The organism is Flammeovirga sp. MY04 (assembly GCF_001682195.2).
GTDB lineage: Bacteria > Bacteroidota > Bacteroidia > Cytophagales > Flammeovirgaceae > Flammeovirga > Flammeovirga yaeyamensis.
On sequence record NZ_CP003560.2, the window covers coordinates 4,877,239 to 4,889,433 of the forward strand.

At 33.8% G+C, this 12,195-nt stretch carries 12 protein-coding genes; 6 read left to right on the forward strand and 6 right to left on the reverse strand.

Going from position 1 to position 12,195, the window contains the following annotated elements; translation table 11 throughout:
- Window positions 1-5 precede the first annotated feature (5 nt).
- Window positions 6-737 (reverse strand): MlaE family ABC transporter permease, encoded by a 732-nt coding sequence (locus tag MY04_RS19550; protein ID WP_066212493.1) that lies wholly within the window; start codon window positions 735-737, stop codon window positions 6-8.
- 254 nt (window positions 738-991) lie between these two features.
- On the opposite strand from MY04_RS19550, the gene MY04_RS19555 reads away from it, so the two are divergent.
- A complete protein-coding gene (locus MY04_RS19555) occupies window positions 992-1,261 on the forward strand; it encodes a hypothetical protein (RefSeq protein WP_066212494.1) in 270 nt (89 codons plus the stop codon).
- Between the two features lie 81 nt (window positions 1,262-1,342).
- Here MY04_RS19555 and upp read toward each other — a convergent pair whose 3' ends face one another.
- The 4 genes from upp to MY04_RS19575 all read right to left on the reverse strand — a co-directional run bounded on the left by upp (window position 1,343) and on the right by MY04_RS19575 (window position 5,265).
- Complete coding sequence (gene upp / locus MY04_RS19560; RefSeq protein WP_066212497.1) at window positions 1,343-1,996, reverse strand: uracil phosphoribosyltransferase; 654 nt, start codon at window positions 1,994-1,996, stop codon at window positions 1,343-1,345.
- A gap of 413 nt (window positions 1,997-2,409) precedes the next feature.
- Complete coding sequence (locus MY04_RS19565; RefSeq protein ID WP_066212498.1) at window positions 2,410-2,664, reverse strand: hypothetical protein; 255 nt, start codon at window positions 2,662-2,664, stop codon at window positions 2,410-2,412.
- A gap of 6 nt (window positions 2,665-2,670) precedes the next feature.
- Window positions 2,671-3,180 (reverse strand): TlpA family protein disulfide reductase, encoded by a 510-nt coding sequence (locus MY04_RS19570; RefSeq protein ID WP_158297786.1) that lies wholly within the window; start codon window positions 3,178-3,180, stop codon window positions 2,671-2,673.
- A 63-nt stretch (window positions 3,181-3,243) separates the two neighbouring features.
- The gene (locus MY04_RS19575; protein WP_158297787.1) at window positions 3,244-5,265 is read right to left on the reverse strand and encodes a mechanosensitive ion channel family protein; all 2,022 of its coding nucleotides are present in this window, start codon (window positions 5,263-5,265) and stop codon (window positions 3,244-3,246) included.
- Window positions 5,266-5,405: 140 nt separating this feature from the next.
- Between MY04_RS19575 and MY04_RS19580 the strand changes: the two genes are divergently transcribed.
- From MY04_RS19580 to MY04_RS19595, 4 genes are all read left to right on the forward strand, one after another.
- Complete coding sequence (locus tag MY04_RS19580) at window positions 5,406-6,380, forward strand: glycosyltransferase (RefSeq protein WP_066212504.1); 975 nt, start codon at window positions 5,406-5,408, stop codon at window positions 6,378-6,380.
- A 67-nt stretch (window positions 6,381-6,447) separates the two neighbouring features.
- Window positions 6,448-7,197, forward strand: a complete 750-nt coding sequence (locus MY04_RS19585) for a tetratricopeptide repeat protein (protein ID WP_066212505.1) — start codon at window positions 6,448-6,450, stop codon at window positions 7,195-7,197.
- A 9-nt stretch (window positions 7,198-7,206) separates the two neighbouring features.
- Complete coding sequence (locus tag MY04_RS19590) at window positions 7,207-8,574, forward strand: sigma-54-dependent transcriptional regulator (RefSeq protein WP_066212506.1); 1,368 nt, start codon at window positions 7,207-7,209, stop codon at window positions 8,572-8,574.
- A 27-nt stretch (window positions 8,575-8,601) separates the two neighbouring features.
- Complete coding sequence (locus MY04_RS19595; protein ID WP_066212508.1) at window positions 8,602-8,946, forward strand: Hpt domain-containing protein; 345 nt, start codon at window positions 8,602-8,604, stop codon at window positions 8,944-8,946.
- A 243-nt stretch (window positions 8,947-9,189) separates the two neighbouring features.
- Here MY04_RS19595 and MY04_RS19600 read toward each other — a convergent pair whose 3' ends face one another.
- Window positions 9,190-10,761 carry a hypothetical protein gene (locus tag MY04_RS19600; protein WP_066212509.1) on the reverse strand — a complete coding sequence of 524 codons (1,572 nt, stop codon included), beginning with the start codon at window positions 10,759-10,761 and terminating at the stop codon, window positions 9,190-9,192.
- A gap of 202 nt (window positions 10,762-10,963) precedes the next feature.
- Here MY04_RS19600 and MY04_RS19605 point away from each other — a divergent pair, with 202 nt between their 5' ends.
- On the forward strand, window positions 10,964-12,118 hold the full coding sequence (locus MY04_RS19605; RefSeq protein ID WP_084005979.1) for a 2-isopropylmalate synthase: 1,155 nt from the start codon (window positions 10,964-10,966) through the stop codon (window positions 12,116-12,118).
- Window positions 12,119-12,195: the final 77 nt, after the last annotated feature.

Below are 12,195 nucleotides of genomic sequence, written 5' to 3' on the forward strand. Positions count from 1 at the left end.
TTCAATTAACTCAATAGGGTTTGTGCAAGAATAAAGTCGGCAGCAAGAATAGCAATACAAGAAGTGGTTACTGCATCTGTACTTGCCTTACCTACTTCTAAAGCTCCTCCTTTAACATTATATCCTTTAAAGGCAGAAATTGAAGTAACAATAAAGCCAAAAACAAAGGCTTTAATAATGGCAAAATTGACTTCAAAAGGAACGAACTCAGTCTGTATACCATAGATGTAATCTTCCAAAGGAGACAAATTTCCAAAGATTGTAGCTAGCCAACCACCCCAAATACCTAGGGCTCCAGATAGAATTGCTAATGCGGGAAGCATCGTCATACCAGCAAATATTTTTGGCAAAACTAGATAAGAAGCAGAGTTAATACCCATTACTTCGAGTGCATCAATTTGTTCTGTAATACGCATTGTTCCAATTCCGCCTGAGATTTGTGAACCTACTTTACCCGCAAATACAATCGCTGATAATGTTGGGGCCATTTCTAAAATCATCATTTCCCTTGTTGCCAAGCCAATGATGTATTTTGGTAAAAGAGGACTAACAATATTGTATGCCATCTGAAGGGCAATTACTGCTCCTACGAAAAGTGAGACAAAACCAATTAAGAATAAAGAATTGATTCCTATGGTGACACACTCTTGAAAAAACAGTTTGAAATATGTGGAAAATGATTCTCTGTTGGAAAACATTTTCCATAAAAAGATGAGGTATTCGCCTAAACGTCTCATTAAATAATTTTATATCAAAAAAATATAGTTCTAATCTAAATACTTGATGTTGACATCAAACTTTCTTGCTTACATCAAGCCCGTAAGTACATTTTCTATTATAGAAAAGCGATACTTATCTACAAATATAAAGAAGTTGATCACTTATTATACCGATCCTAAAAAATACACTAAATATGATGTTAAATTTTTCCAAATAAATAGTTTTTTAAAGGTCATTTACGTTTAAATAAATATATCAATCTAAAGCGACTATGGGATTTATGGACAGTGCAACCAAGGTGTTGCAAAATAATAGACGAGAATTAAAGCATGCTACCTCACCAAAGTTTAAATCAGATACTAAACACATTAGGCATTATTCTTTGGAAAAAATAGCCAAGAAACGATCACAAAAAGAAATTGATCAATACAGAAAAAAACTAATTGGCTATAAAATAGTAGAGCATATCAAAGAGAAAATTGTGTATATAGTTATTATAGCCTTGTTAGTATGGGGTATTGATTTTATAATGCACTTTTAAAAAAGAAAAACGAGGTAAACTCAAATTAAATTGAGCTTACCTCATTTTTTATATTTATAAATACAGTAAGTCAGTATCGAATTATAATTTCTCTCCGAAACATAAATCGCCTGCATCTCCTAAACCAGGAATGATATACGATTTATCATTCATTTCAGGATCAACAGCTCCAATCCATAAAGTACTAGGAACATTAATGTTTTCTAAAACATAATCTACACCTTGCTGACTACTAATTGCAGCTAAAATATGAACATGTTTTGGTGTGCCATTTTTTAGTAATCCTTCTAAAGCTAAAAGTAAAGATTTACCTGTAGCAAGCATTGGATCTGCTAAAATAACTACTTTACCATCCAAATTTCCAGATGCTACATATTCCATATTGATCTCTACTTCATCGGTTCCAGAACTAGAACGGTAAGAAGCAACAAAACCACTATCTGCGTGATCGAATACATTTAATACCCCTTGGTACATTGGTAATCCTGCTCTAAGAATAGTAGTGACTACTAATTCATCTTTTACTCTTCTAGATGGAGAAGTGCCTAATGGAGTAGTAATATCTACAGACTCATAGTCTAATGTTTTACTTAATTCATAGCTAAGTAACTCACCAATACGCTCAAGGTTTCTTCTAAATCGGGCACGGTCTGTTTGAATATTTACATCACGTAGCTCGTTAATATAGGTTGAAGCAACATTTGCTTCTTGATTTAGGATAAATGTATTAGACATATATAATTCTCATTAAAATTGATCTGAATTTGATGTTGTCCCCCTGTAAATTAATCACATAGGATCCTAAAATGTGAAAGTAGTGAATAATCTGTTAGGGACTTCTCTAAAATACTTAATAATAAATAATTGTGGGAAAAAGTGATGAAATAATAATAGAAAAGAAAAGTCTATAAAAACAAAAAAGCAAACATCAAATGATATTTGCCTTTTCCAACCAATTCAATTATTTAAACTTTATCTTTACGTTGAGGTGAAAACCTCACGATATTGATCACTTTTGTCTTTAGTTATGCCAAAAATACCCCAAATATTGTAACTAACTGTTTTGTAGTAAGTTATATATTTTGTTGGTTTTTTGATATTGTGCGAAAATGAACAAATAAGGGGTTTTGTGTCCGATAAAAGAAAAATTACTCTTCTAATCTTGGTGTAGAGGTAGAATCTCCGTCCCCTAAAGTGCGTTTGATGTCCCAATCGGGTTCTGTAACAATGGTTTCAATGTTCTCTACACGATCTTTGAGTTGTTTATTCTCGATTTTAAGATTTTCTAACTCTTCAAGTAATCTTTGATAATCTTTTTTCTTGAGTTTTCCTTTACTGTTAGCTAAGATGGCAACAATTGGTATACTCAATGCCATTAAAGGTATTAAAATAGCGAAATCCATAATTTTTTATTTATATGATATATTTTTTGCTCCTAAAATCAAGCTCCTCATTCCTGTTAGAATACTTGTACTAGGAATATCTCCTCCTAATAATTCTCCTTTTTTAGAAAACACATAGTAAGAAGGAATCTTTTCTTGTTGAAAGTGAGAGGTCATAAAACAGTCTTTGCAATAAGGGGAGGAGATCGGTAGGATGTAGGTGTTATTCAAGCTGTTATCTAGTTTTGGAGCTCCGTATTCTCTTAGAAAGTTCTCCCAATTATTCTGTACATCTGCAACAGCATAGATAAAAGTGACTTCTTTTCCCCATGTTTCTTTTTGTAAAGATTTCAGTTGATCAAAATCTTCTAGAAACTTTAAACTCCACGAACTGCTGATGACTAAAACGAGTACCTTTCCTCTAAAATCAATCTTTCTTATTTTCTCCCCTTTTTTATTGATAAGTAAGAAGTCCGACTTTATATCCCCACTTGTTTCATTCTGTGCAAAAGAGGTGTGCACGAAAATGAACATCATTAGAATCAAGAGTAAGCTATATTTCTTTTTTTGATACATTATATCAAATATCATTTATTGAGATTACATAAACCCAAACGGTTTATCACCCGATGTTTTCTGAGAAGCTTTTGACAATGAACTTCCTTTTCCATCCATCATCATCATATCCAATCCATTTGGAGGAATAGCAAATTCAATTTCCAATTCATTGGCTGTTTTGATTACACTACGGATAATCTCATGTCTAAAATGAAGTTCATCACCCCATGTAGGCGCCTCGAAGAAAATATAGAATAAAATATCGAATGAATAGAGCCCTATGTTATTTAGATTAACCACATAGAAATCTTTTCTGGTATGAGGATGCTTTCTAACTAATTCTTTTAATCGATCCACAAACTCATCGATTTTTTCTGGGTTAGTATCGTACTTGATTCTAATGTATGTTTTGTATCTTCTAAAAACACGCATACCCATGTTATCAATGGTAAAATCGGCCATTCTGGAATTTGGTATAGAAACCAATGAATTTTCGAATGTTCTGATTCTCGTTGATCGAAGTCCAATTTGTTCGACTGATCCACTAACGCCATCTGCCTTCACCCAATCGCCAATAACAAAAGGTCGGTCCATGAAAATCATGATCGATCCAAATAAGTTTTTGATAGTATCTTGGGCAGCTAAGGCTACGGCAACACCACCAATAGAAAGACCGGTTAATAAGCCACTAATTTCATATCCTAAAGCACTTACCGTAAAAACAATGCCTACTAAAATAACAATCAGCTTGGCAGTCATACCAAAGAATGGAGCGAAACCTCTTTGTATTTGATCTTCCCTTTCATTGGCCTTTCTCAACCAAATCGCCACCCAAAGGTCAGTTAAACTGTAGAAGAAACGGACCACTTGGAAGATACTGTACACTTTTAGTACAATGATCACAAATTGAAGTTCCTGAATGGAGAGTTCCAAACTCGGAGAAATCATTCTGTACCAATAGCATATGGCAATGGTTAATGCAGAACTAAACATTCCTCTTATATAGCGTCTTTCTTCTTTTGATCGAGAAACAAACCCCATAATGAACATGATCGTTCTGGAAAGAAGTATAATGGAGAACCATGCCCCTAAGAACATCACTGTTAAACTGGTTACCTGCCACAGTTCAAGGCCTAAAAATTCTTTTCGAGCATATTTACCCAAAGGTTTTCTCAAGATGCTACCTACAGTTTCTAAGCCTTCCGTACCAATAGGGAAAACTTGTCGGTGTTTGTTTTCAATTAGTTGAATACTAGCCTCAGAGAACATCCATTTTTTTCCGAATTTCTCTAAGTAAAAATCTGGTAGCTGACGGTCAAGGACATAAATTTCTTTATTGTGTCGAGTGGTATCAATAAAGTTTTCCTCTTCTGGAATATCTTCTAATTCAATCCAAAGTCCAAGTCCATCGTAAATTTGCTTTAGCTTCATGGCCAAAGTAATACGATCTTCAAGGCTCAATTGATTTAAAGATTCTAATGTTTTCGCTGCTAACTCAGGGTGGTAATTATCATCTTGTTGAAAAACAAAAAAAGTAGTCACTGCTGCCTTAGGGTTACTTAAATCTACTTTTGCTTGTTCTTTAACAACGATAGGTTTTTCTGAGGGAGCCGTTTTTTTAGGAGCAGGCTTTTTAACAACCACTTCTTTACCCGATGAATCCTTCTCAACAACATCTATGGAATCGGGATTTACATTGACATCTTCTTCTTTTTTAGGTCGTTTTGGAGGTAAAGCGGCTGGGTAATAACGTCTAAAAACTACATTAATTTCGCGAACAGATTTGGGTGAATAGACCCAGTTTGAGTTTTCACGAATCATGTATATTTCTGGAATATCTTCGAAAACGGTGAAAATATAATCGCCATCCTCATTTCTATAATTTCTTCTATTCGAAATATCGTCAACATCCAATCCTCCATGTTTATCAAATACTTGTTTTAGTTTGATAGCCAAAGCAATTTTTTGTTCTATCGAATAATCATCACCTCCTAAAGTTCTTGCCGCAAGTTCAGGATTATAAGAACCGGAAGCAGGGCTCAAAAAACCTATGTGAGAGACCATTGTCTTATAAGGTGTTTTTGTGCTAAACTTTATATTCGAATATTGTGCGCTTACCTGTGAATAAGTAAGGAAAATTACAATACCTAATAGTATCGAAGTTATATTTGTATGTGAAAAACGACTTTTAAAGTTCATAAAGAATGTCTAATACTCCTTTGTTGACAGTAATATGTTTGTGTTTTAATCATGAAGGGTTCGTAGAAGAAGCATTGAAATCGATTAAACAACAAACTTATACTAATATAGAAATAATTATTGTAGATGATGCTAGTAATGACCGATCTGTTGATCGTATTAAAGAATCATTACAAAAATATAGAATTGAGGCTACTTTTTTAGCATTAAAAAACAACATAGGAAACTGTAAGGCATTCAATAAAGCATTAGCAATTGCAAAGGGTGAATTTGTGATTGATTTTGCTGCTGATGATGTATTGCTACCTCATAGAGTTGAAGACGATGTAGCGTGTTTTATAAAGTATGGTAAGGAATACGCCTGTGTTTTTTCTGATGTTGAGATGATAAATGAACAAGGGCAGAGCATTAAAAAATCTTATTTCAAAAGAGACCTTGATGGTAAATTATTAGAAACAGTAATCACCGGAGATGTTTATGAAAGAGTATTGAGTAATCCACCTTTATTTTCTGCACCAACTATTACTTTTAGAACATCGGCATTACGTCAAATAAGAGGGTATGACGAAACGCTAGCTTACGAAGATTTTGATGTGTGGATACGTCTATCAAGAAACAATAAGTTCGCATTTTACGATAAGATAAATACTCTAAAACGAGATTTGCCTAGGTCTTTGGGAAAACAATTTTATTATCAGAGAGGGAATCAATTACTCAAATCAACATTAAAAATATGTTTGAAGGCACATCAAATGAATACCAAAAAATCGGAAGATATTTCTTTGAGTAATTCGGTGCGTTATCATGGTAGGATAGCGGCTTTTACCGGAAATAATTTTTTGGCCAAAGGTTATTATCAGTTATATAAAAAACTAAACAAACTCTCCTTTTTAGATAAACTGTTATTATGTTCCATTCGATTCAATATAGATTGGTCGAGGCTATATATTTGGTGGTTACAGCAACGAAAAATCAGTTAAGGGAAAAATATTTTTATCTTATTTTCGAGAAGGGGAAATTTCAAAAAAGTATTTCTATTTTTGCAGCATGAAACACAAACAAAACATCACTTTATTCGCCCTTATTATCTCAGGATTATCTTTCTTTTCTTGCTCACCATCATCGCAAGAATTAACCAATCAGGGAAAACAGAAGCTTTCTGATAGTAAATTTAAAGAAGCGATTTCATTATTTGATGCCGCCTTAAAAGAAGACAACCAAAATGCCGATGCCTACAATGCGAGAGGTGTCGCTTTTATGTCGTTAGAAGAATATAGTCAGGCCAAAAAATCGTTTACCTTGGCCATTAATGTATATGAGAATTCTGAAAAGGATTTTCCTAAAGCATATCAATATTTTTATAACAGAGGGAATGCCAACCGTTTTCAAAGAGATCATGAAGAGGCTATTCTAGATTATACAAAAGCGATTCAATTGGATGATACAATAGCTGATATCTATTTGAACAGAGCCCTTGAAAATGCGGAAATCAATGGAGTAGATCAGGCACTTACAGATTTTGATAAAGCCATAGAATTATCCAAAGGAAAAGACAAAAGAGCGTTCTTACATAAGGCTAAGGTACTTATTGCAGTGAAACAGTTCGATGCAGCCTTGAAAACCATTGAAAATGCTATTAACTTAGACAAAAAATATGGCGAAGCTTATTATTTTAAAGCATTGGCTTTAAGTGGTAAGATTGGGAAAGCCAACGATGAAGTGTGTGACTTATTAGCTTCTGCGGAAGTTTTTGGTTATCCATATGCTGCTACTGAAATACAAAAACATTGTGAATAAAAAGGGTCTATGAGTACATCCAAAAGGTTTAAAATATTTGCTTTGGAGGACAATGCGGTGTTCTCAAAAATGCTGAATTATATATTAAGCATGGATGATGAACATGAAGTGGTAATGTTTGAGAAAGGAAGGGATTTATTAAACTCTTTGGACCAAAAACCTACTTTAATTACCGTCGATTACTCTTTGCCTGATATGACAGGAGAAGAGGTGATCCAAAAAATTTCTATGCGAATGCCTAATGTTCCTGTGATTGTTATCTCAGGACAGACGGATGTGAAAATAGCCGTAAAACTATTTAAATATGGAGTTTACGATTACATCACGAAAGATGAGGACATTCGAGAGCGTTTATTAAATGCTATCAATAAGATAAAAGTAAACGAATCTTTAATTGAAGAAGTAGAACATTTAAGGGAAGAGCTTTCTCATAAATATGAATTTGATAATTCTATTATAGGGAACAGTTTGCCAATGAAAAAAGTGTTTCAACTTCTTCATAAAACATCTGATAATGCCATTAATGTTTCGATCACAGGAGAGACAGGAACAGGTAAAGAAGTAGTAGCAAAAGCAATTCATTATAATTCTAATAGAGCAAAGAAACCTTTTGTCGCCGTCAACATTGCTGCTATTCCTACATCACTTTTAGAAAGTGAGTTATTTGGTCACGAAAAAGGAGCATTTACTGGAGCAATCTCTAAACGAATTGGAAAGTTTGAGGAAGCCAATGGAGGGACGATTTTTCTTGATGAAATTGGAGAAATGGAAATGAGCTTACAAGCCAAGCTTCTAAGAGTAATCCAAGAAAGGGAAGTAGTACGAATTGGAGGGAATCAGATTGTAAAATTAGATGTAAGAATAATTACAGCTACGCATAGGGATTTATCAAAAGAAATGATGGCGAATAAATTCAGAGAAGATTTATTCTACAGATTAATGGGAGTGCCAATTTACCTTCCTCCTCTAAGAGAAAGGGGGAATGATGTAATTCTCTTAGCTAAACACTTATTAGAACAATTTATAGCACAAAATCAGTTAGAAAAAGTAACGATAACATCAGAAGCAAAGCAAAAATTGCTTGACTATCAATATCCAGGAAATATCCGTGAATTGAAGGCCATTATAGAATTAGCTGCAGTAATGTGCGAAGGAAATAAAATCCAAGCAGATGATCTTCAGTTTTCTACTTCGTCTGATTTAGAATCGGTGATGTCAAAAGAAATGACACTTAAAGAATATAATTTTGAAATTATTCAGCGATTTTTAAAACGATATGATGATAATGTGGCAAAAGTGGCAAAAAAGTTAGACATTGGAAAAGTGACAATTTACCGATATCTGAAAGAAATAGAATTGTCCAATAAAGTAAACTAACATTCTGTAGAAATAGATCTTGTTCAAATGGAAAAAACTAGAATTGACTTAACCTATCTAGAAACTTTCTCAGGCGGTGATAAAACCTTTATTGCCGAAATGATGGAACGTTTTTTAATTGATGCTCCTATTCAACTTAAAGAGATAAAAGAAGGAATTGATAGAGCAGAATGGAAAGCGGTTTATAAAAGTTTGCATAGTTTTAAATCATCTGTCAATTTTATTGCGATACAAAAAATTAAAGATAAAGTTCTTTCGATGGAAAAAATGGCGAAAGAAGAAAACCAAGTTGAAAAACTACCACTTGAGTTTGAAGAGTTATCTACTGAAATTGACTTTCTAATTAGTGAATTAAAAATAAATCTGGTTTAATTGAAATTTCTAGGTTGGGGAAATCCCATGATGGACATCATGGGTTGAAAATATGTTCAACCTAATTTTGAGAACACTTTAGTGTTTTCAAAATCAGCCTATCACAAACCCACGATTTTAATCGTGGGAAGTTCGAATGACGTTCAAGTGACATTTCGTTCGTAGATCGTTCAAGTGGCATTCTTTAGTGAAGCCTTTCATTGATGTTTCAATAGTCTTCATCAAGTATGATGAAACAACAACCTACACCGGATAATCATCCCCAATCGTCAACATCGATTTCTCCTGAATCACTTCTTGAACCGTTCGTTTCTCAATTTTTCCTTCTAGCCAGGAGATAATATCAAAGTACATGAAAGGGTGAGACTCAAACTTATCTTTTTCTAGAGGCTTCAATACTTCTTTCAATTGAATAAAGGCTTCCATAAGTTCACTATCATTCATATTTCTAGACAGCTTCTTCAAGAATGCCATAATGTATTTCTGGAACTTGAATAGGTTGTCTTTTCTCAGCATGAAACGATAGGTTGATTTCACATAGTAATCGACCAAGTCGGTATTTCCCATTTCATAATGACAAATCAGATTGACGATTCTAGCATAGACGTGAACATCCTCTCTCACATCCATTTCCAAAGCATCAGAATTGATAATTCTATTGAGCCATCTCGATGAAAGTCTAAAATCACCTGCTCCAAAATAGAGACAAGCAATTTTGTAATATAAAATAAGTCTAGAGTGCTTGTTTAATTTAGTGATGAAGAACTCGATATTACTTAATAGAGCATTGAGTCGTTGAATACCACCCGTGAAATTACCTAACATGAATAGACGGTTAAACTCATGTATGTAGGAGTATTTCAACAATTTCATTTTGATATTCTCACTTAGTTCTACTTTCTTCATTGTTCTTATTTTCCTAAACAATGATTTAGTTTTCACAAAGTCTTTATATAAATGAAGTTTGTATTGTCCGTGGAGTACATTATTAATTACACTAATGTATAAGTCCAGTTTTGGAGGAATAATATCAGGTTGTTCCTCAAATACACTTAAACATTTGAGTGCATAGCTTAATCCCTTTTCTACTTCGTGAGTAAAGTAGTAATAGCCAACGTATAAATTGTATAAACTTAATTTCTCTTGAACTGATAATTTAGTTTCATCTATATCAAAAACATCATCCTTAACCAACGCTTCTGCTTTAGAGAGGTCTTTTGGACTTTTTACATATCCTGTTTTTAAATAGAAAGCATTCAGCTTAACACTAATGTTAGTTAGTCTGTTGATTAAGTTGATTCTATCATTAACATCTTGAACTTCTTGAATGAGTTTATTTACTCTTTTCTGATTGTGTTTATCCAAGGTGTGAGAAAGTAAGCTTTTCTCCCATCTTAAGATTTCCAATAGAAGTTCTAGGTGATCATTTTTTTGCGCTTTCTTTTTACACTTTCTAAGAATATCTGCACACTGATCGTACAATCCTCTGTTGTAGAGCAGCTCAGAATGATCAATCATTTCTCGAATTTCAGCATCTTCCATTTTTGTTAAATGAAACTGTCTAAGCGACTGTAAAATACGCTTATACAAATGTGCTTTCATGTTCGAAAACTGAGACGGTTTTAACTCAGGGGTCGAGCTTAATAAGATATCTTCATCAAATTCTTCCTGCTTATCGATTAAGTCAAAAAGCAACATAAATTTTTTGGAGGAAGCATTCGTTGATTCGGTAGATACCAACTTAAAATACCGCTTCTCACTCCTTGACATTGATTTGATTAACTGATATAAGTGATTCGATCTTTCTTTAGGCATCGTAATTATCCTTGCGTTTGAATGTGTAATTATCCTATAAATTTACGTTCTAATCCGAATAAATCTAAATTAAACATCGTAAAATGTATATTTTTTAGTTTTTGATGCTCTAAGTCACCATTTACATTTGAAGATACATTACAAATGTAATGAGGTATTATTCTAATTATTAGTTATTCAAACACCTAGAGTGTTTAAGCTTATGAGTGATAAAGTATATATTTTCGACACGACTTTACGAGATGGAGAACAAGTGCCAGGTTGCCGCTTGAATACAGAACAAAAGCTAACAATAGCTCGTGCTCTCGAAAGTCTAGGCGTAGATATTATTGAAGCAGGTTTCCCTATTTCGAGTCCAGGTGATTTCGAAGCAGTAAACCGTATCGCTAAGGAAATTAGAAATACTACAGTTTGTGGACTGACTAGAGCCGTAAAAAAAGATATTGAAGTTGCTGCAGATGCTTTGAAGCCAGCTGCTAAACCAAGAATCCATACAGGTATTGGTACTTCTGATCAACATATTTTCACAAAGCTTCGATTGGATAGAGACCAAGTACTAGAAAGAGGTACTGAAGCAGTGAAGTTTGCAAAGAAATTTGTTGAAGACGTTGAGTTCTACGCTGAAGATGCAGGTAGAACAGATAACGAATACTTGGCACGAGTCATTGAGTCGGTGATTGCTGCTGGAGCCACAGTAGTAAATATTCCCGACACCACAGGCTATTGTATTCCTCAAGAGTACGGTGCGAAGATTCAATATTTAAAAGAAAACGTTAAAAATATTGATAAAGCAATCATTTCTACACACTGTCATAACGATTTGGGTATGGCCACAGCCAACTCACTTTCTGGTGTAGCAAATGGAGCAAGACAAATTGAGTGTACAGTAAATGGCATTGGCGAAAGAGCCGGAAACACTTCTATGGAAGAAGTAGTTATGGCAATGAAAAAGCATGGAATGCTTGACTTCGAAACAGCTATACATACTCAAAAAATTTATGAGATCAGCCGTTTGGTTTCTGAAACAATGAACATGCCTGTTCAACCTAACAAAGCTATTGTAGGTGACAATGCATTCTCTCATTCATCAGGAATACACCAAGATGGTGTGATTAAAAACAGAGACAATTACGAAATTATTGATCCTGCTGAAGTAGGAGTTTCAGAATCTTCGATTGTCTTAACTGCAAGAAGTGGTAGAGCAGCATTGTTCTACAGATTGCAAAAATTAGGTGTTACTCTAGATCATGATGCTTTAGAAGTAGCCTACCAAGAGTTCTTAAAAATGGCAGATAAACTACAAACTGTAGAAGATCCGCACCTAAAAGAACTACTTCAGTTTGTGAAAGTTGCATAACTCGTTCACAATTGTTACATTGAATTTATGTTTATATGTGTTTATATATGGTTTAAAACCATTTATGGTTAGTATGT

What these genes read in the sequence shown, in the direction of transcription:
- MY04_RS19605 (WP_084005979.1), top strand. Translation starts at nt 10,964, where the DNA reads ATGAGTGATAAAGTATATATTTTCGACACGACTTTACGAGATGGAGAA.
- MY04_RS19550 (WP_066212493.1), bottom strand. Translation starts at nt 737, where the DNA reads ATGAGACGTTTAGGCGAATACCTCATCTTTTTATGGAAAATGTTTTCC.
- MY04_RS19570 (WP_158297786.1), bottom strand. Translation starts at nt 3,180, where the DNA reads ATGATGTTCATTTTCGTGCACACCTCTTTTGCACAGAATGAAACAAGT.
- MY04_RS19575 (WP_158297787.1), bottom strand. Translation starts at nt 5,265, where the DNA reads ATGGTCTCTCACATAGGTTTTTTGAGCCCTGCTTCCGGTTCTTATAAT.
- MY04_RS19600 (WP_066212509.1), bottom strand. Translation starts at nt 10,761, where the DNA reads ATGCCTAAAGAAAGATCGAATCACTTATATCAGTTAATCAAATCAATG.
- MY04_RS19580 (WP_066212504.1), top strand. Translation starts at nt 5,406, where the DNA reads ATGTCTAATACTCCTTTGTTGACAGTAATATGTTTGTGTTTTAATCAT.
- MY04_RS19585 (WP_066212505.1), top strand. Translation starts at nt 6,448, where the DNA reads ATGAAACACAAACAAAACATCACTTTATTCGCCCTTATTATCTCAGGA.
- MY04_RS19590 (WP_066212506.1), top strand. Translation starts at nt 7,207, where the DNA reads ATGAGTACATCCAAAAGGTTTAAAATATTTGCTTTGGAGGACAATGCG.
- MY04_RS19565 (WP_066212498.1), bottom strand. Translation starts at nt 2,664, where the DNA reads ATGGATTTCGCTATTTTAATACCTTTAATGGCATTGAGTATACCAATT.
- MY04_RS19555 (WP_066212494.1), top strand. Translation starts at nt 992, where the DNA reads ATGGGATTTATGGACAGTGCAACCAAGGTGTTGCAAAATAATAGACGA.
- upp (WP_066212497.1), bottom strand. Translation starts at nt 1,996, where the DNA reads ATGTCTAATACATTTATCCTAAATCAAGAAGCAAATGTTGCTTCAACC.
- MY04_RS19595 (WP_066212508.1), top strand. Translation starts at nt 8,602, where the DNA reads ATGGAAAAAACTAGAATTGACTTAACCTATCTAGAAACTTTCTCAGGC.